Genomic DNA, 18519 nt, shown 5'->3' on the forward strand with positions numbered 1-18519 from the left:
AAGCGGGAGTTCACCCCCTGGGGTGCCTGTCTCACCGGTAGAGCAGGTACTCCTGCCGTACCTCACGGAACGCGGCCAGTTCCGCGTGCCAGGCGGCCACCACGTCGTCGGTGCCCGCCCCGGCGTCGATCATCGTGCGGACCCGGGCGGAGCCGGTGAGCTTGTCGATCCAGTCGTCCGGGCGCCAGGCGAAGCCGCTCCACACGCGGCGGGCGGTCACCAGCAGCCCGACGCCGGTGCGCACCGGGTCGAAGGCGGCCCGGTCGTGGACGTGCAGCTGCACCCCGCCGACCGTGGTGCCCTGGAACTTGGAGAAGGCGGGCGCGAAGTACGCCTCTCGCAGCCGCACCCCCGGCAGTCCGAGCGCGTTCGCGGCCTGGGCCCAGCGCCCGTCGACGCCCTCCGCGCCGAGCAGTTCGAAGGGGCGGGTGGTGCCGCGGCCCTCCGAGAGGTTGGTGCCCTCGAACAGGCAGGTGCCGGAGTACGCCAGGGCGGTGTCCGGGGTCGGCATGTTGGGGCTCGGCGGCACCCAGGGCAGCCCCCAGGCGTCGTAGAACGAGGACCGCCGCCAGCCGGTCATCAGCACGGTCTCCAGCGGCACCGGCTTGGCCAGGAACTCCCCGTTGAACAGCCGCGCCAGCTCCGCGACCGTCATGCCGTGCGCCTGGGAGACCGGCTGCCGCCCCACGAAGCTCGCGAACTCCTTGTGCAGCACCGGGCCCAGGGCCGCCCGGCCGGTCACCGGGTTCGGCCGGTCCAGCACCACGAACCGCTTCCCGGCCAGCGCGGCCGCCTCCATGCAGTCGTACAGGGTCCAGATGTACGTGTAGAAGCGGGCGCCCACGTCCTGGATGTCGAAGACGACGGTGTCCACGCCGGAGGCGGTGAACACGTCCGCGAGCGGCTGCCCGCTCTTGAGGTACGTGTCGTACACCGGCAGCCCGGTGGCCGGGTCGGTGGAGCGGCCCTCGGAGCCGCCCGCCTGCGCGGTGCCGCGGAAGCCGTGCTCGGGGCCGAAGACGGCGGTCAGGTCCACCCGCCGGTCGGCGTGCATGACGTCCACGATGTGCCGTACGTCGCGGGTGACGCCGGTCGGGTTGGTGACGACGCCGACGCGCTGCCCGGCGAGCCGGGCGTACCCGGACGCGGCCAGGCGTTCGAAACCGGTCCGCAGCGGTCCGCCGTGCCCGGCGGCCGCCGCCGGGGGCGCGGACGACACGGTCGCCGCCGCCGCGGCCGCCGCGAGCAGACCTCTTCTGGACATGCGCATGGGTGACCTCCGTGAGGGGGGAGGGTGCCGGGGAAGGTGCTCCCCAAGGTTGCGGCAAGCACCCTTTCATTCGCACATACCGACCGGTTAGTGTGGCGTGCGGAGCCGATGCGTGTCGCGTCGCAGTCGTGTCGAAGGAGACCGATGGTGGAAGCCGTTCAGGGTGCCGCAGTGGTGGTCACCGGGGCCGGGGGAGGCATCGGCGCGGCGCTGGCCCGCCGGTTCGCCGCCGAGGGCGCCCGGGTCGTCGTCAACGACCTGGACGCGCAGCGGGCCGGGGCCGTCGCCGCGGAGATCGGCGGCATCGCGCTGCCCGGCGACGCCGCCGCGGTCGTCGCCGGCGCCCGGGACGCGCTGGGCGGCACGGTGGACGTGTACTGCGCCAACGCGGGCGTCGGCTGCGAGGGCACGGAGGCGGCCGGCGAACCGGTGTGGGCACGGGCCTGGGACGTCAACGTCATGGCGCACGTGCGCGCCGCCGAGGCGCTGCTCCCCGGCTGGCTGGAGCGCGGCCGGGGCCGGTTCGTCTCCACCGTCTCCGCCGCCGGACTGCTCACCATGATCGGCGCCGCCCCCTACAGCGTCACCAAGCACGGGGCGTACGCCTTCGCCGAGTGGCTGTCGCTGACCTACCGTCACCGCGGCGTCCAGGTGCACGCGATCTGCCCGCAGGGCGTGCGCACCGACATGCTCGCCGCCACCGGCAGCGCGGGCGACCTGGTGCTGCGGCCGACCGCTATCGACCCCGAGGACGTGGCCGACGCCCTGTTCAAGGGCATGGAAGAGGACCGCTTCCTGATCCTGCCGCACCCGGAGGTCGCCGAGTTCTACCAGGCGCGCGCCGCCGACCCCGACCGCTGGCTGGCCGGCATGAACCACCTCCAGCGCAAGTGGGAGGAGGTCCGGTGAGCGCCGCCGACGCCTCCCGCTACGCGGCGAAACCCTGGCTGGCCCTGCTGGACGAGGCCCAGCGCACCCCGGTGGACCCGGTCACCTCGCTCGTGCACGCCCTGCGCGCGGCGGTCGCCGAAGCGCCGGAGCGCACCTTCCTCGCCTACTTCGACGCCCGCCTGACCTACCGCGAGGTGGACGAGCTGAGCGACTCCGTCGCCGGCCACCTCGCCGCGCGCGGCCTGGAGCGCGGCGACCGGGTGGCCGTCGTGCTGCAGAACTCCCCGCACTTCGTGCTGGCCGTGCTCGGCGCCTGGAAGGCGGGCGCGACCGTCGTCCCGGTCAACCCCATGTACAAGTCGGCGGAGGTCGCCCACGTCCTGGCCGACGCCGAGGTGGCCGCGCTGGTCTGCTCGGACCGGGCCTGGGAGGCGTATCTGCGCGCCACGGCCGCCGCTTCCCCGGTGCGGACCGTGCTCACCGCCTGCGAGCTGGACTTCCAGACCCGCGACGACCGGCGGGTGCTCGCCTTCGAGCGGCTGGGGCCGGCCGCCGACGCCGACGACCTGGTCACCGTCGCCCGCGCCGGTCACCCGGCGCCCGAGGACCGCGCCCCGGCCGCCGCCGACACCGCCCTGATCAGCTACACCTCGGGCACCAGCGGCACCCCCAAGGGCGCCACCAACACCCACGGCAACATCATGTACAACGCCGAACGGCAGCGCACCGGCCTGGGCCTGCCCGAGGCGCCCGCCTACTTCGCGCTGGCACCGCTGTTCCACATCACCGGCATGGTCTGCCAGTTCGGCGCCTGCCTGAACAGCGCGGGCACGCTGGCGCTGGCGTACCGCTTCGAGCCCGGTGTCGTGCTGGAGGCGTTCGCCGAGCACCGGCCGCACTACACCGTCGGCCCGTCCACCGCCTTCATGGCGCTGGCCGCCCACCCCGGCGTCACCCGGGACCACTTCGCGTCCTTCCGGGTGATCTCCTCCGGCGGCGCGCCGCTGCCGCCCGCGCTGGTGGAGAAGTTCCGGGCCGGCTTCGGACCGTACCTGCGCAACGGGTACGGGCTCACCGAGTGCACCGCCCCCTGTGCCTCCGTGCCGCCCGGCCGCGAGGCGCCCGTCGACCCGGTCTCCGGGACGCTCGCGGTGGGCGTGCCCGGGCCCGACACGGTGGTGCGGGTCCTCGACGACGAGGGGAGCGAGGTGCCCTTCGGGGAGCAGGGCGAGATCGTCGTCAGCGGGCCGCAGGTCGTGCCCGGCTACTGGCGGCGGCCCGACGCCACCGCCGAGACCTTCCCCGGCGGCGAGCTGCGCACCGGCGACATCGGGTTCATGGACGAGCGGGGCTGGCTGTACGTCGTCGACCGCAAGAAGGACATGATCAACGCGTCCGGCTTCAAGGTGTGGCCGCGCGAGGTCGAGGACGTGCTCTACACCCATCCGGCGGTACGCGAGGCGGCCGTCGTCGGGGTGCCCGACGGCTACCGGGGCGAGACGGTCAAGGCGTACATCAGCCTGCGTCCGGGCGCGGCGGCCGACCCGGACGCGCTGGCCGCGTACTGCAAGGAGAGACTGGCCGCCTACAAGTATCCGCGCCAGGTGGAGATCCTGCCGGAGCTGCCGAAGACGGCGAGTGGGAAGATCCTCCGGCGGGAACTGCGTTCCCCACGGGAAAGCCAGTAGGACCGTAGGACCAAGGAAAGGCAGGTGGCGGCAGTGCCCAGGACGACGGACCCGGCCGGGACCCCGGTGCCGCAGCGACTCCTGGCGGCCGCCACCCGGCTCTTCGCCGAGCAGGGCTACGACCGCACCTCGGTGCAGGAGATCGTCGAGGCGGCCGGCGTCACCAAGGGCGCGCTGTACCACTACTTCGGCTCCAAGGACGACCTCCTGCACGAGGTGTACGCCCGGGTGCTGCGCGTCCAGCAGGAGCGGCTGGACGCCTTCGCGAACGCGGACGAGCCCATCGAGAAGCGGCTGCGGGGCGCCGCCGCCGACGTCGTCGTCACCACGATCGACAACCTCGACGACGCGTCGATCTTCTTCCGCTCCATGCACCACCTCAGCCCGGAGAAGAACAAGCAGGTGCGCGCCGAGCGCCGCCGCTACCACGAACGCTTCCGCGCGCTGATCGAGGAGGGCCAGCAGCAGGGCGTGTTCTCCACGGCCACCCCGGCCGATCTGGTGGTCGACTACCACTTCGGTTCCGTCCACCACCTGTCCACCTGGTACCGCCCCGACGGCCCGCTCACCCCGCAGGAGGTGGCCGACCACCTGGCCGACCTGCTGCTGCGGGCGCTGCGGCCGTAGCCGGCGAGGGCAGGCGAGGGCATCGGTAAGGGGCGGTCGCCCAGGCGAGGGCCCCTTACCCGTACGCCGTTCTACAGGTACTTCTTCAACTCCCGCCGCGCCAGCGAACGCTGGTGCACCTCGTCCGGGCCGTCGGCCAGCATCAGGGTGCGGGCGCCCGCGTACAGCTCGGCCAGCGGGAAGTCCTGGCTGACCCCGCCCGCGCCGTGCAACTGGATCGCCCGGTCCAGGATGCCGACCACCGCGCGCGGGGTGGCGATCTTGATGGCCTGGATCTCGGTGTGGGCGCCCCGGTTGCCGACGGTGTCCATCAGCCAGGCCGTCTTGAGCACCAGCAGCCGCAACTGCTCGACCTGGACCCGGGCGTCCGCGATCCAGTTCTGCACCACGCCCTGCTGGGCCAGCGCCTTGCCGAACGCGGTCCGGGACACCGCCCGCCGGCACATCAGCTCGATCGCCCGCTCCGCCATGCCGATCAGCCGCATGCAGTGGTGGATGCGGCCCGGACCCAGCCGGGCCTGGGCGATCGCGAAGCCGCCGCCCTCCTCGCCGACGAGATGGGACACCGGCACGCGCGCGTGGTCGAACTCCACCTCCGCGTGGCCGCCGTGGTAGTGGTCCTCGTACCCGAAGACCCGCATCGCGCGCCGCACCGTGACGCCCGGCGTGTCGCGCGGCACCAGCACCATGGACTGCTGGCGGCGGATGTCCGTCCCGTCCGGGTCGGTCTTGCCCATCACGATGAAGATCCGGCAGTCGGGGTGCATGGCCCCGGAGATGTACCACTTGCGGCCGGTGATCACATAGTCGTCGCCGTCCCGCTCGATGCGCGTGGTGATGTTGGTGGCGTCCGAGGAGGCCACCTCCGGCTCGGTCATCGCGAACGCCGAGCGGATCTCACCGGCGAGCAGCGGCCGCAGCCACTGCTTCTGCTGCTGTTCGTCGCCGAACTGCGCCAGCACCTCCATGTTGCCGGTGTCCGGGGCCGCGCAGTTGGTGGCGGTGGGCGCCAGCTGCGGGGAGCGGCCGGTGATCTCGGCGAGCGGGGCGTACTGGAGGTTGGTCAGTCCCGCGCCGTGCTCGGCGTCGGGCAGGAACAGGTTCCACAGGCCCTGCCGGCGCGCCTCGGCCTTCAGCTCCTCCACCACCGGCGGGTTCTCCCACGGCGAGGAGAGGCGCGCCCGCTGCTCGTGCGCCACCTGCTCGGCCGGGTACACGTGCTCGTCCATGAAGGCGAGGAGCCTGGCGCGCAGTTCCTCGGTGCGCGCGTCGAACGCGAAGTCCATGCTGGGTCAGCCTTCCTGGATGCCGGTGCGGAGCGTGGTCAGGCCGTGCTCGATGAAGACGGGGACGAGATCGCCGATGCGGTCGAAGCCGGCGCCGACCGTCTGGCCGAGCGTGTACCGGTAGTGGATGCCCTCCAGGATCACGGCGAGCTTGAACCAGGCGAACGCCGTGTACCAGGCGACGGCCGACACCTCGCGGCCCGAGCGCGCGGCGTACCGCTCGATCAGCTCGGCGGGCGCCGGGTGCCCGGGCGCGGTGGCGGTGGTGGACACCGGGGAGTCGGGCAGGTCCAGCGGCGTGCAGTACATCACCAGCAGGCCCAGGTCGGTCAGCGGGTCGCCGAGCGTGGACATCTCCCAGTCGAGGACCGCCCTGATCCCGTCGTCCGGGCCGATCAGCACGTTGTCCAGGCGGTAGTCGCCGTGCACCACGGCGGGGGCCGGGGAGCCGGGCAGCGCGCGGCCCAGGGCGGCGTGCAGTTCGTCGACGCCGGGCAGGTCGCGGTTGCGCGAGGCGTCCAGTTGCTTGCCCCAGCGCCGCAGCTGCCGGTCCAGGAAGCCCTCGGGCCGCCCGAAGTCCGCCAGGCCCACGGCGGCGGGGTCCACCGCGTGCAGCCCGACGAGGGTGTCCACCAGCGACAACACCACCTCGCGGGTGCGCTCCGGGCCCAGCGGGGCGAGCTGCGCGGCGGTGCGGTACGGGGTGCCCTCGACGAACTCCATGACGTAGAAGGGCGCCCCCAGCACCTCCTCGTCCTCGCACAGCAGCACCGGGCGCGGCACCGGCACGGGGGTGGGGTGCAGCGCGCTGATCACCCGGTGCTCGCGCTTCATGTCGTGCGCGGTGGCCAGCACATGGCCGAGCGGCGGCCGCCGCACCACCCAGCGGGCGGCTCCGTCGGTGACGGCGTAGGTGAGATTGGACCGCCCGCCCTCGATCAGCCGGCCGGACAGGGGACCCTGCGTCAGCCCGGGCCGCTCGCGGTCGAGCAGGCCGCGCAGCCGGTCGAGGTCGAGGCCGGGCGGGTGGTCGGGGCTCATCCAACGCTCCTGGGAACGAGACGACATCAGGTCCCGACCATCATGCTGACTAGTCGGTATGTCGTCCAGAGGCGGAGCGGGAACGTGATCGGGGCCACGACGGCGGCCGCTTCCCCCAGCGGGCACCGGGCCGTGCGGTCCGGGGTCTCAGTGGTCGTCCCAGTGCCCGGCGTGCCGGTGCCCGTCGTGCAGGTAGTCGACGTGGTCGCCGTGCTGTACCCGCGCGTGACCGCAGTTCTCGCCGTGCTGGTGGTCGTGGCCCTCGTGCGCGGTGTGCCCGGCGGGCTCGCACTCGTCCCAGTGCCCGGCGTGCTCGCGGTGCAGATGGCCGTCGTGCGCGTAGTCGACGTGGTCGCCGTGCGGCACGCGCGCGTGGCCGCAGTCGGGGCCGTGCGTGTGGGGGTGCGCGGCGTGTTCGTGGTGCGCGGTGGTCATGGTGCTCCCCTTCGGGGTCGGCGGATGACGACGGACAGCGTGCCACGCGAATGGCTCATATCCGCCCATTCTGCTTGCGTGGCGTCCCGGTACCCCCGAGGGTCGGTGGCATGAAGGGCATCAGCTACCGCCGGTACGGCGGCCCCGAGGTGCTGGAGTACGGCGAGGTCCGCGACCCCAAGGTCGGCCCCGACTCGGTGCTGGTGCGGGTGCGCGCGGCGGCCGTGAACCCGGTCGACTGGAAGTGCCGCGAGGGTCACCTCGACGGCCTGCTCGACCCCGTCTTCCCGGTGGTCACCGGCTGGGACGTCGCCGGGGTGGTGGAACGGCCCGGCGCCGCCGTCACCGAGTACGCGCCCGGGGACGAGGTCATCGGCTACGTCCGTGAGGACTTCCTCTCCCGCGGCACCTTCGCCGAGTACGTCGCCGCCCCGCTGCGCACCCTGGCCCGCAAGCCGCGCAACCTCTCCTTCGCGCAGGCCGCCGGACTGCCACTGGCCGGACTCACCGCCTATCAGGTGCTGGTCAAGGCGCTGGAGGTCAGGCGGGGCGAGACCGTCCTCGTGCACGCCGCCGCGGGCCGGGTCGGCTCGTTCGCCGTCCAGCTCGCCGCGCACCTGGGCGCCCGGGTGATCGGCACGGCGAGCGAACACCACCACGACCACGTACGCTCCCTGGGCGGCGAACCCGTCACCTACGGCGAGGGGCTGGCCGAACGGGTGCGCGGCCTCGCGCCCGAGGGCGTGGCGGCCGTGTTCGACACGATCGGCGGCGAGACGACCGCGCTCTCGGCCCACCTGCTCGCCCCGGAGGGCCGCCTCGCCTCCATCGCGGACCCCCGCGTCACCGAGTACGGCGGCCGGTACTGCTTCGTCCGCCCCGACGCCGAGGACCTGGCACGGCTGTCCGCGCTGGCCGAGCAGGGCGCGGTGTCCGTGCACGTCGCGCGGACCTTCCCGCTGGAACGGGCGGCGGACGCGCAACGCCTGAGCCAGGAGGGGCGGACCCAGGGGAAGATCGTGGTGACGGTGGACGCGGAACCGGGGGAGTAGCGGGCGCCGGGGCCCGGTGGAGAAGGCCGGGGCCTGGCACCCCGAGCAGTGTCGCCGTACGGGAACACCGGCACCGTCGCCGTACTGGAACACCGGCACTGTCGCCGTATTGGAAGACCAGCACCGTCGCCGTACTAGAAGACCAGCACCACCGCCGTACTAGAAGACCAACACCACCGCCGTACTAGAAGACCAGCACCGCCGCGCACACCGCCAGCGCCGTCGTGCACAGCACCGCCGCCGCGGCGGCCCGGGGACTCAGTGCGGGCGGGGCGGCCGACCGGCCCAGGCCGCGGATGCGGGCCTGGGCGACCAGCAGGAAGCCCAGCCAGAGCGCGCAGCACAGCGCGCCCCCGGCGATCCCGGCGGCCGTGGCGCCGCCGTACAGGGCCGTCCTCACCGCGAGCACCGCGGCCACCGTGGCGGACAGGGTCGTACGCCGCCAGGCGAGCCGGGTCCGCTCCGGCTGCAGCCCGGGGTCCCGGACAGGGCCGCCCGCCGCCCGCGCCCCGCCCGACGCTCCCGCCGCGCTCATCCCGTCCGAGGCCCCCGTCGCGCTCATCCCGCCCGCCCCGCGAACACCACCACGACCATCGCCACCGCGACGACCGCGACGACCAGGCTCAGCAGGGCCGGGAACCGCGACACCGGCAGGTCCTCGCCGCGCCGCATCGCCCGTTCACAGCGCACCCAGTGGTTGACGGCGCGCAGCGCGGACAGCACGCCCGAGGCGAGCAGCGCGAGCGCCAGACCGACCCGCCAGGCCCAGGGCAGCCCCGGCAGGAACTGGTCCACCGCGAAACCGCCGCCGATCAGCGCCAGCGCGGTGCGCAGCCAGGCCAGGAAGGTCCGCTCGTTGGCCAGGGAGAAACGGTAGTCCGGGGTGCTGCCCTCCGCCCTGACCTCCTCGGGGGCGAACCACAGCCGGACGTTCCGCACGAAGTCGATCACGCCAGGGACCCTATCCGGGCAGGCCCGGCGCCGGACCGGAGGTCCGCCTCACCCCGTCGACCGGTACGCCTTCAACCGCTCGTACGCCGCCAGCCCGTCCGGCACCCACGGCCAGTCGCCCAGCCGCCGTTCCACCTCCTCGGGCGCGAGGAAGTCGTGCCAGGCGACCTCCTCGACCTGCGGCCGCACCGGCAGCGCGCAGCGCACCTGGTACACCGCCGACCACCAGGTGCGGTCCGCCCCGTCGTCGTACAGGAACTTGAACAGGAACTCGGGACGGGGCAGCCCCGACACCCCCAGCTCCTCCTCGGCCTCGCGCAGGGCCGCGTCGTCGTAGCTCTCGCCGGCCCCGACGACCCCGCCGACGAACATGTCGTACCGGGACGGGAAGACCAGCTTCGTCGCGGTGCGCCGGTGCACGAACAGGCGTCCGGCGGTGTCACGGGCCTCGATGAAGACGCAGCGGTGGCGCAGCCCCCGGGCGTAGGCCTCACCGCGCGGGGACCGCCCCACCACGCGGTCCTCGGCGTCGACGATGTCGAGGATCTCCTCAGCAGCGCTCATGCCCCCATCAAAGCAGCCGCGCCGGCGCGCGGGGCGGGCGTCAGCGGGCCTGGAGGTTGCGCTGCGGCTCCGGGGCGGCCGCGCCGCAGGGCATCGCCGGGTGCAGGCCGAGCAGGACGATGCCCGCCACGATCGCCGCCAGCCCCGTCGCCTCCCAGGTCAGCGCGGAGACGTCGGTACGCAGCCGGTCGCCGAGGAAGCCCACCCCGCAGGCGATCCCGGCCAGCGGCTCGGCCGCGGTGAGCGCGGGCAGCGACATGCGCAGCGGCGCCGTCTCGAACGCGCTCTGCACCAGGATCAGCCCGGTCACCCCGATGACCACCAGGCTGTACGGCTGCCAGCTGGTGAACAGCCCGCCCCAGCCGCCCGCCGAGAACCGCTCCCCGCTCACCCGGGTCAGCGCGTCCTGCACGCCGTACAGCAGCCCGGCGGCCACCGCCAGCAGCACCGGGCCCCAGCTCAGCCGGGACCGCTTGGCGTAGGTGGTCAGCACCAGGGCCACGCCGACCATGGTCCCGATGATCAGCCAGTGCCGCAGCGGGTCGGTGACCGCGCTGCCCGCGCGCGGCTGGCCCGCCAGGATGAACGCGGTGACGCCGCCCGCCAGCAGCGCCAGCCCCAGCCAGCCCTGCCGGCCCAGCGGCTGCCGGGTCTGTCTGCGGGACAGGGCCAGGGCGAACAGCAGGTTCGTCGCCAGCAGCGGTTCCACCAGGGAGATCTCGCCCCGGCCGAGCGCGACGGCGCCCAGTACCATGCCGGCGATCATCAGGGCGAGCCCGCCGAGCCAGCGCGGCACCTTCATCAGGTCGAGCAGCAGCCGGGGCGAGAGGAAGTCGCTCAGCGGTGCCCGCTGGGCCGCGTTCTGCTGGAGGACGAAACCGAAGCCCAGGCAACAGGCGGCACTCACGGCGAGAGTCAGAACCAGAACCGACACGCTGCGTACCTCGATCATCCGGTCGGGCCACGGGGTGCGTAAGGGCCGACTCTAGCGGCCCGGAGCGCCGTCTGCCGGTGCGAGTACCCGGGAATCGGGCGGCCGACGCGGCCCCGGCCCCCGGCGCGGCAGGGTGACGGCCCGGCCGTACGGGCGGCCCGCCCGGCTCGTGAGCAGCGCGCACCGGCGTACGCCGCACGGGTGAGCCGGACCCAGCTTCCCGGCCGCGCGAGGCAGCCAGGACGGGCCGTACACGCCAGGGCAAGCACCATAAGGAAAAGGTGAGTTGCCCCCCGCCTCGCCCCCTACAGGATTCCGGCCCCCTACAGGATGAGGGACAGCACGAGGACCAGGCCGCCGGCCACCACGGACAGGATCGTCTCCATGAGCGACCAGGTCTTGACCGTCTGCCCGACGCTCAGCCCGAAGTACTCCTTCACCAGCCAGAAACCGGCGTCGTTGACATGGCTGAAGAAGAGCGAGCCGGCGCCGACCGCGAGGACCAGCAGCGCGGTGTGGGTGGTCGACATGTCGGCCGCCAGCGGGGCGACCAGGCCGGCCGCCGAGACGGTCGCCACGGTCGCCGAACCGGTCGCGAGCCGGATCACCACCGCGATCAGCCAGGCCAGCAGCACCGCGGGGACCGACCAGCTCTTGGAGATGTCCAGGATCATCTGGCCCACCCCGCAGTCGATCAGCGTCTGCTTGAAGCCGCCGCCCGCGCCGACGATGAGCATGACGCCCGCGATGGGCATGAGGCCCTTCTCGACGGTGGCGTTGATCCGCTCCTTGCTGAACCCGGCGGGCCGGCCCAGCGTGAAGATGCCGACGATCACGGCGGCCAGCAGGGCGATCAGCGGGGAGCCGATCACGTCGAAGACGCGCTGGGTCCGGTCCGCCGGGTCGTCCACGACGATGTCCACCAGCGCCTTGGCCAGCATCAGCACCACCGGCAGCAGCACCGTGGACAGCGCGGCGGCGAAGCTCGGGCGGCGCTCCAGCTGCTCGGAGGCGCGCTGCGGCAGCATGCGGTCCGGGGCGGGCACGTCCACCCAGCGGGCCGCGACCTTCGAGAACAGCGGACCGGCGATGATCACGGAGGGGATCGCGACCACGAGGCCCAGCGCCAGCGTCACGCCCAGGTTGGCCTTGAGCGCGTCGATCGCGACCAGCGGGCCGGGGTGCGGCGGGATCAGGCCGTGCATCACGGACAGACCGGCCAGCGCCGGGATGCCGATGCGCATCAGGGAGTAGTTGCCGCGCTTGGCGACCATCAGCACCACCGGGATCAGCAGCACGATGCCGACCTCGAAGAACAGCGGCAGCCCGATCACGGAGGCGATCAGCACCATCGCCCACGGCATCGCCCGGCCCTTGGCCTTCGCCAGGATCGTGTCCACGACCTCGTCCGCGCCGCCGGAGTCGGCGAGCAGCTTGCCGAGGACCGCGCCCAGCGCGATCAGCACGCCCACACCGGCCACCGTCGAGCCCAGCCCGGCGGTGAAGCCGGCGATCGCCTTGTCCAGGGGTGCCCCGGCGACCGTGCCGAGCACCAGTGACCCGATGGTCAGCGACAGGAAGGCGTGCAGCTTGAACCGGGTGATGAGCAGGACGATGACGGCGATGCCCGCCAGGACGGCGATGCCCAGCTGGGCGTGGCCGGCCGAAGTGATCGGCGGGGGCGCGTCCGCTGCCAGCATCTCGACGCTGAGTCTGGTCACGGGGGATTCCCTTGAGGGTGAAGAGGGACGGTGGTGGTGTGGGGGAGCCGTACGCGAGGCGGGCGGTCAGGCGACCGTGGGGGAGCCGTACGCGGGGCGAGCGGTCAGGCGACCGCGGGGGAGCCCTACGCGGGGCGGGGCGGTCAGGCGACCGCGAGGGTGTCCAGCGCGGCCGCGGCACGCGCGGCGATCTCCTCCGGGGAGCCGGAGACGTCCACGGCGACGCCCCGCTCGTCCGCCTGGAGCGGCTGGAGCGTGGCGAACTGCGAGTCCAGCAGCGCGGTCGGCATGAAGTGCCCCTGGCGGTGCGCCATCCGGTCCTCGATGAGCTTCCGGTCACCCGTCAGGTGCACGAAGACCACGCCGGGGGCCGCCGCCCTGAGCCGGTCGCGGTACGACCGCTTCAGCGCCGAGCTGCTCACCACCCCGCCGAGTCCGGCCCGCCCGTGCGCCCAGGCACCGATGGCGTCCAGCCAGGGCAGGCGGTCGGCGTCGTCGAGCGGGGACCCGGCCGACATCTTGTCGATGTTGGCCTGCGGATGGAAGTCGTCGCCCTCGGCGTACGGGACGCCGAGCCGGGCCGCGAGCAGGGGACCGATCGTGGTCTTGCCCGTGCCGGCGACGCCCATCACCACGACGACGTGGGGGGTGCGCATGACTGCCTCGCTGTCTTCCTCGACATCGGACGCCGACATCCGGCGTACGCCACACTGAAACCCATTAGGTACGACGAATTCAAGAGCCTGTGATGTATAAGTCTGACTTTTTAGTTCCGTGATCCACCCCGTACGCTGAGTGCATGAGCACACCGGGCAGGGGGCTGCACGGCCGCGTACTGGACTCCCTCGGCCCCGCCATCACGGCCGGCGAGTACCCTCCGGGCAGCGTGCTGCGCACCGACGAACTGGCACAGCGTTTCGACGTGTCGCGATCCGTGATGCGCGAGGCGGTCCGGGTCCTGGAATCCATGCACCTGGTCGCCTCCCGCCGCCGGGTCGGCGTCACCGTGCTCCCGCAGAACGAGTGGAACGTCTACGACCCGCAGGTCATCCGCTGGCGCCTGGCCGGCGCCGACCGCCCGCGCCAGCTGCGCTCTCTGACCGTGCTGCGCTCCGCGGTCGAACCGGCCGCCGCGGGACTGGCCGCCCGGTACGCCACCGCCGAGCAGTGCGCCGAACTCACCGAGTGCGCCCTCGGCATGGTGGCCCACTCACGCGGCCACCGCCTGGAGGGGTACCTCTTCCACGACATGGCCTTCCACCGCGTGATCCTGACCGCCTCGGGCAACGAGATGTTCGCCCGCCTCGGAGACGTGGTCGCCGAGGTGCTGACCGGCCGCACCCATCACGAGGTCATGTTCGAGGACCCCGACCCGGCCGCCGTCACCCTCCATGTCCAGGTCGCCGAGGCCGTCCGCGAGCGCGACGCCGAACGCGCCGAGCGGCTGACCCGGGAGATCACCGTCGGCGCGCTCCAGGAACTGGACATCCTGGCGCCGTAGCGCCGTAGCGCCGTAGCGCCGTAGCGCCGTAGCGCCGTAGCGCCGTAGCGCCGTAGCGCCGTAGCGCCGTAGCGCCGTAGCGCCGTAGCGCCATGGGGCCATGGGGCCATGGGGCCATGGGGCCGTGGGGCCGTGGGGCCATGGTCGTCTACGCCAGGAAGTCCCCGTCCACGTACACCCACGCCCCGTCCACCCGCTCGAACCGGCTGCGCTCGTGCAGCGATCCGCCCCGGTAGGACGCCCGGAACGTCACGGTCCCGGTGCGGTGGAAGGCGGAGCCGTCCGTGGTGCCCAGGATCTCCAGGCCCGTCCAGCGTGTCCCCGCGTCCAGGTCCAGCCGCTCCGGCCGGGTCCGCGGGTGCCAGGTGCGCAGCAGGTACCCCGCGTCCTGCCGGACGAAGGCGCTGTAGCGCGAGCGCATCAGCGCCTCGGCGCTGGGCGCGGCGGCCGGGCCGCGGTGGTAGCGGCCGCAGCACGACTCGTACGGCTCGGGCAGCCCGCACGGGCAGGAACGCGTGGTCATGGCCCCCATTCTGCCCGCGTCCCGGCCCCGCGCGGCACGCGCGCCGACGAGGCACAGTGGAAGGGGTGGACACAGGGCGTCCCACCGCAGCCGAGGGGAGACGCAGATGACGCGACCCGTCGAGAGCCGGCCCTGGGCCGTCAAGGAGTGGCGGCTCAACCTGTACCTGTCCGAGCACGACCCGGACACCACCGCCCGGATCGTCCTGGACACCGGTGACAACGTGCTGGAGACCTGCGCGGAGGCCCGCCGCAGCCCGCACGACCCGACGGTGCCCGACATCGGCGACGAACTCGCCGCCGGCCGGGCGCTGATCGCCCTCGGCCGCGAGCTGGTGCGCGCCGCGCAGGGCGACATCAGGGCGGTGGGCGCGCCCGAGGCGGACCCGCCCGTCCCGCTCTGGCCGCCGCAGGAGTGAGACCGAGTGGGACCCCGGAGCGACCGAGGGGGACCGGAGTGAGAGAAGGCGCCGCGGTGCTCTTCACCGACCGTCTCGAAGCGGGCCGGCGGCTCGGCACCCGCCTCACGCACCTGGCCGGCCCGGACGTCGTCGTCCTCGCCCTGCCCCGCGGCGGCGTCCCGGTAGCGGCGCAGGTCGCGGCGGCCCTCGGCGCGCCCCTGGACCTGTGCCTGGTACGGAAACTGGGGGTGCCCGCCCAGCCCGAGCTGGCCATGGGGGCCGTCGGCGAGGACGGCGTGCGCGTGATCGACGACACGGTGGTCCGCGAGACGGGCGTACGCCCCCGCGAACTGGCCCGCGTGGAGGAGCGCGAACGCCGGGAGCTGGACCGCAGGGCCACGCGCTACCGGGGCGGCCGCCCGCCCGTCGCCGTCGCCGGACGCACCGTCGTCCTGGTCGACGATGGCGTGGCCACCGGCTCCACCGCCCGGGCCGCGTGCCGCGCGGTCCGGGCCAGGGGAGCGGCCCGCACCGTGCTGGCCGTGCCCGTCGCGCCCCCGGACTGGACCCGCCGGCTCGCCGGCGAGGCCGACGAACTGGTCAGCCTCGCCACCCCGCCCGGCTTCTTCGCGGTCGGCCAGTTCTACGACGACTTCGCCCAGCTCGACGACGAGGACGTGACCGCCTTCCTGCGGCGCGCACCGGCTGCCGCGGAGGACCGCGAGCCGGTCGGCGTGGACGAGGAGGTGACGGTGGCCGCCGGTGCCGTACGCCTCGCCGGACGCCTGACCGTGCCCGCCGGGGCACCAGGCATCGTGGTCTTCGCACACGGCAGCGGAAGCGGCCGGCACAGCCCGCGCAACCGGTTCGTCGCCGCCGGACTGCACCGCGCCGGACTCGGCACCCTGCTGTTCGACCTGCTCACCGAGGAGGAGGCGGACGACCGGGCCAACGTCTTCGACACCGCCCTGCTCGCCACCCGCCTGACCGCCGCCGTCGCCCGGCTGCGCGAGCGGCCCGAGGCACACGGCCTCGCCGTCGGCTGCTTCGGCGCCAGCACCGGGGCGGCCGCCGCCCTGCGCACCGCGGCCGAACCCGGCACACACCTCGCCGCCGTCGTCTCACGCGGCGGCCGCCCCGACCTCGCGGGCCCCGCGCTGGCCGCGGTGACCGCCCCCACCCTGCTGGTCGTCGGCGGCGCCGACCACGCCGTACTCGACCTCAACCGCCAGGCCCAGTCCCAACTGACCTGCGAGAACCGGCTCACCGTCGTCCCCGGCGCAACCCACCTGTTCGAGGAACCCGGCACCCTGGAGACGGTGACGGAACTGGCCCGCGACTGGTTCACGACCCACATGCCCGCGAACGCCGCCCCGCCTCCGCCGCCGTGAGAGACCCCGGCGCCCTGAAACGCGAAAGACCCCAGATCAACTGGGGTCTCAGCTGGTGTCCGAGGGGGGACTTGAACCCCCACGCCCGATAAAGGGCACTAGCACCTCAAGCTAGCGCGTCTGCCATTCCGCCACCCGGACAGGGTGTGTGCCGTGCGGGTTTCCCCTCGCGGCGACGACGTAAACATTACCAGGCTTTCGAGGGTGTCCGATCACCCCCCGTCCGCGCAGCGCCCCGGCGTGAACGGAGTGTGACGGGCCGCGGCCCGTCTTGGGGCGGGGCCGGGCGGGGAGGGAGGATGAACGGACCACCGGCACACGAGGTGGGCCACCAGCACCCAGCGGGAGGAAGCAGCGTGAGCGAGACGGAGACGGCCGGGCGCGTCACCGGCGAGGACGAGGTCGTCGACCTCTGCCGTGAGCTGATCCAGATCGACACCAGCAACTACGGCGACCACTCGGGGCCGGGCGAGCGCAAGGCCGCCGAGTACGTCGCGGAGAAGCTCGCCGAGGTGGGTCTCGACCCGAAGATCTTCGAGTCGCACCCCGGCCGCGCCTCCACCGTGGCCCGCATCGAGGGCGAGGACCCGTCGCGGCCCGCGCTGCTCATCCACGGCCACACCGACGTCGTACCGGCCAACGCCGACGACTGGACCCACCACCCCTTCTCGGGCGAGGTCGCGGACGGGTGCGTGTGGGGCCGCGGCGCGGTCGACATGAAGGACATGGACGCGATGACCCTGGCGGTCGTGCGCGACCGGCTGCGCAGCGGCCGCAGGCCGCCCCGGGACATCGTGCTCGCCTTCCTCGCCGACGAGGAGGCCGGCGGTACTTACGGGGCGCGGTTCCTGGTGGACCGGCACCCCGACCTGTTCGAGGGCGTCACGGAGGCGATCAGCGAGGTCGGCGGCTTCTCCTTCACGGTCAGCGAGCAGCGCCGGCTCTATCTGATCCAGACGGCCGAGAAGGGCATGCACTGGATGAAGCTGACCGTGGCCGGCACGGCGGGCCACGGTTCGATGATCCACCGGGACAACGCGATCACCGAGCTGTCGGCCGCCGTCGCCCGGCTCGGCCGGCACGAGTTCCCGGTGCGGGTGACCAAGACCACCCGGGCCTTCCTCGACGAACTCGGCGACGCGCTCGGCACCGAGCTGGACCCGGAGAACATGCAGGGCACCCTCGCCAGGCTCGGCGGTATCGCCAAGCTCATCGGCGCGACCCTGAGCAACACCGCCAACCCCACGCAGCTGGGCGCCGGCTACAAGGTGAACGTCATCCCGGGCGAGGCCACCGCCCACGTCGACGGGCGCTTCCTGCCGGGCCACGAGGAGGAGTTCCTGGCCGACCTCGACCGGATCCTCGGCCCCCGGGTCAAGCGCGAGGACGTGCACTCCGACAAGGCCGTGGAGACCACCTTCGACGGGGAACTGGTGGCGGCGATGCAGTCCGCGCTGCTGGCCGAGGACCCGGCCGCCAAGGCCGTCCCGTACATGCTCTCCGGCGGCACCGACGCCAAGTCCTTCGACGACCTGGGCATCCGGGGCTTCGGCTTCGTCCCGCTGAAGCTGCCGCCGGAGCTGGACTTCGCGGGCATGTTCCACGGCGTGGACGAGCGGGTGCCGGTGGACGGCCTCAAGTTCGGCGTGCGGGTGCTGGACCGGTTCATCGACGCGTCGTGACAGCGGTCGCCGCCGCGTCCCGGCGCCGGTCATCGCCCGGTTGACCTCGGTAATCGGCCGCGTGTACGGGCGTTACCGGGAAGGGTGAATGCGACCATAAGCTCGTAGCTCCATCACTCCCTCCTCGTTACAGGTAATGCGATCAGCAACACGGGATCGCTTTTGCCAACTAGGAGGAATAATGATCAAGAAGGTCGTCGCTGCCGCGGTCGCCACCGGTGGACTCGTCCTCGCGGGCGCGGGCCTGGCCGCCGCCGACTCCGGCGCCCAGGGTGCCGCCGTGCAGTCCCCGGGCGTCGTCTCCGGCAACGTCATCCAGGTGCCCGTGCACGTCCCGGTGAACATCTGCGGCAACACGATCTCGGTGATCGGGCTGCTGAACCCCGCCTTCGGCAACACCTGCGTCAACAAGTGACGTCGGGCCCCCGCCCCGTGCGGGTCTGAGGCCATCGCCTCCGTGGGGGTCTGAACCCGTCGGCCCCGGAGCGCGCGCCATGCGCTCCGGGGCCGACCGGCTTTTCCGCGCGCCCGGACCGGCGGGTTCCCGCCGGCAGGGGTGCGC

At 73.3% G+C, this 18519-nt stretch carries 20 protein-coding genes and 1 tRNA gene; 9 read left to right on the forward strand and 12 right to left on the reverse strand.

Translation table 11 applies throughout. The features are described 5' to 3' along the window. Positions 1 to 31: 31 nt before the first annotated feature. Entirely contained in the window at positions 32 to 1270 is a 1239-nt protein-coding gene (locus tag ABZ858_RS34055; RefSeq protein WP_361387723.1) for a DUF1343 domain-containing protein, read from the reverse strand. 144 nt (positions 1271 to 1414) lie between these two features. Between ABZ858_RS34055 and ABZ858_RS34060 the strand changes: the two genes are divergently transcribed. From ABZ858_RS34060 to ABZ858_RS34070, 3 genes are read left to right on the forward strand one after another with little or no spacing between them, the layout of a single operon-like run. Continuing rightward, entirely contained in the window at positions 1415 to 2179 is a 765-nt protein-coding gene (locus ABZ858_RS34060; RefSeq protein ID WP_361387726.1) for an SDR family oxidoreductase, read from the forward strand. After that, positions 2176 to 3849, forward strand: coding sequence for an AMP-binding protein (locus ABZ858_RS34065; protein WP_361387729.1), 1674 nt, complete (start codon positions 2176 to 2178; stop codon positions 3847 to 3849). The genes ABZ858_RS34060 and ABZ858_RS34065 overlap by 4 nt, the downstream gene beginning before the upstream one ends. Before the next feature lie 33 nt (positions 3850 to 3882). Continuing rightward, a complete protein-coding gene (locus ABZ858_RS34070; protein WP_361387732.1) occupies positions 3883 to 4476 on the forward strand; it encodes a TetR/AcrR family transcriptional regulator in 594 nt (197 codons plus the stop codon). A gap of 71 nt (positions 4477 to 4547) precedes the next feature. Here ABZ858_RS34070 and ABZ858_RS34075 read toward each other — a convergent pair whose 3' ends face one another. The 3 genes from ABZ858_RS34075 to ABZ858_RS34085 all read right to left on the reverse strand — a co-directional run bounded on the left by ABZ858_RS34075 (position 4548) and on the right by ABZ858_RS34085 (position 7238). Continuing rightward, entirely contained in the window at positions 4548 to 5762 is a 1215-nt protein-coding gene (locus tag ABZ858_RS34075) for an acyl-CoA dehydrogenase family protein (RefSeq protein WP_361387735.1), read from the reverse strand. Between the two features lie 6 nt (positions 5763 to 5768). Then, entirely contained in the window at positions 5769 to 6803 is a 1035-nt protein-coding gene (locus ABZ858_RS34080; protein WP_361387738.1) for a phosphotransferase family protein, read from the reverse strand. Positions 6804 to 6950: 147 nt separating this feature from the next. Next, entirely contained in the window at positions 6951 to 7238 is a 288-nt protein-coding gene (locus tag ABZ858_RS34085; RefSeq protein ID WP_361387741.1) for a hypothetical protein, read from the reverse strand. A 110-nt stretch (positions 7239 to 7348) separates the two neighbouring features. Between ABZ858_RS34085 and ABZ858_RS34090 the strand changes: the two genes are divergently transcribed. Beyond that, positions 7349 to 8290, forward strand: a complete 942-nt coding sequence (locus tag ABZ858_RS34090) for an NADP-dependent oxidoreductase (protein ID WP_361387744.1) — start codon at positions 7349 to 7351, stop codon at positions 8288 to 8290. A gap of 184 nt (positions 8291 to 8474) precedes the next feature. On the opposite strand, the gene ABZ858_RS34095 is transcribed toward ABZ858_RS34090, so the two are convergent. The 6 genes from ABZ858_RS34095 to ABZ858_RS34120 form a co-directional block, all read right to left on the reverse strand. Then, positions 8475 to 8825, reverse strand: a complete 351-nt coding sequence (locus tag ABZ858_RS34095) for a DUF202 domain-containing protein (RefSeq protein WP_361387859.1) — start codon at positions 8823 to 8825, stop codon at positions 8475 to 8477. A gap of 23 nt (positions 8826 to 8848) precedes the next feature. Then, complete coding sequence (locus tag ABZ858_RS34100; protein WP_361387747.1) at positions 8849 to 9241, reverse strand: DUF202 domain-containing protein; 393 nt, start codon at positions 9239 to 9241, stop codon at positions 8849 to 8851. Positions 9242 to 9289: 48 nt separating this feature from the next. Further along, a complete protein-coding gene (locus ABZ858_RS34105) occupies positions 9290 to 9805 on the reverse strand; it encodes an NUDIX domain-containing protein (protein ID WP_361387750.1) in 516 nt (171 codons plus the stop codon). Between the two features lie 40 nt (positions 9806 to 9845). Continuing rightward, positions 9846 to 10757 (reverse strand): DMT family transporter, encoded by a 912-nt coding sequence (locus tag ABZ858_RS34110; protein WP_361387753.1) that lies wholly within the window; start codon positions 10755 to 10757, stop codon positions 9846 to 9848. 305 nt (positions 10758 to 11062) lie between these two features. Beyond that, positions 11063 to 12460 carry a gluconate:H+ symporter gene (locus ABZ858_RS34115; protein ID WP_361387756.1) on the reverse strand — a complete coding sequence of 466 codons (1398 nt, stop codon included), beginning with the start codon at positions 12458 to 12460 and terminating at the stop codon, positions 11063 to 11065. Between the two features lie 143 nt (positions 12461 to 12603). After that, on the reverse strand, positions 12604 to 13116 hold the full coding sequence (locus ABZ858_RS34120; protein WP_361387759.1) for a gluconokinase: 513 nt from the start codon (positions 13114 to 13116) through the stop codon (positions 12604 to 12606). A gap of 143 nt (positions 13117 to 13259) precedes the next feature. Here ABZ858_RS34120 and ABZ858_RS34125 point away from each other — a divergent pair, with 143 nt between their 5' ends. Beyond that, on the forward strand, positions 13260 to 13961 hold the full coding sequence (locus tag ABZ858_RS34125) for an FCD domain-containing protein (protein WP_361387762.1): 702 nt from the start codon (positions 13260 to 13262) through the stop codon (positions 13959 to 13961). A gap of 148 nt (positions 13962 to 14109) precedes the next feature. Here ABZ858_RS34125 and ABZ858_RS34130 read toward each other — a convergent pair whose 3' ends face one another. Further along, positions 14110 to 14484 (reverse strand): YchJ family protein, encoded by a 375-nt coding sequence (locus ABZ858_RS34130; RefSeq protein ID WP_361387765.1) that lies wholly within the window; start codon positions 14482 to 14484, stop codon positions 14110 to 14112. A 106-nt stretch (positions 14485 to 14590) separates the two neighbouring features. Here ABZ858_RS34130 and ABZ858_RS34135 point away from each other — a divergent pair, with 106 nt between their 5' ends. Further along, entirely contained in the window at positions 14591 to 14902 is a 312-nt protein-coding gene (locus ABZ858_RS34135; RefSeq protein ID WP_361387768.1) for a dsRBD fold-containing protein, read from the forward strand. Positions 14903 to 14958: 56 nt separating this feature from the next. Continuing rightward, positions 14959 to 16275 (forward strand): phosphoribosyltransferase family protein, encoded by a 1317-nt coding sequence (locus ABZ858_RS34140; protein WP_361387861.1) that lies wholly within the window; start codon positions 14959 to 14961, stop codon positions 16273 to 16275. A 53-nt stretch (positions 16276 to 16328) separates the two neighbouring features. Here ABZ858_RS34140 and ABZ858_RS34145 read toward each other — a convergent pair. Further along, positions 16329 to 16416 (reverse strand) — tRNA-Leu (locus tag ABZ858_RS34145). A gap of 215 nt (positions 16417 to 16631) precedes the next feature. Here ABZ858_RS34145 and ABZ858_RS34150 point away from each other — a divergent pair. Both ABZ858_RS34150 and chpH read left to right on the forward strand, forming a co-directional pair. Next, positions 16632 to 17957, forward strand: coding sequence for a M20/M25/M40 family metallo-hydrolase (locus tag ABZ858_RS34150; RefSeq protein ID WP_361387771.1), 1326 nt, complete (start codon positions 16632 to 16634; stop codon positions 17955 to 17957). A 181-nt stretch (positions 17958 to 18138) separates the two neighbouring features. Continuing rightward, positions 18139 to 18372 carry a chaplin ChpH gene (chpH, locus tag ABZ858_RS34155; RefSeq protein WP_361387774.1) on the forward strand — a complete coding sequence of 78 codons (234 nt, stop codon included), beginning with the start codon at positions 18139 to 18141 and terminating at the stop codon, positions 18370 to 18372. Positions 18373 to 18519 lie beyond the last annotated feature (147 nt).

Origin of the sequence: Streptomyces sp. NPDC047017 (assembly GCF_040644175.1) — a bacterium.
Taxonomy (GTDB): domain Bacteria; phylum Actinomycetota; class Actinomycetes; order Streptomycetales; family Streptomycetaceae; genus Streptomyces.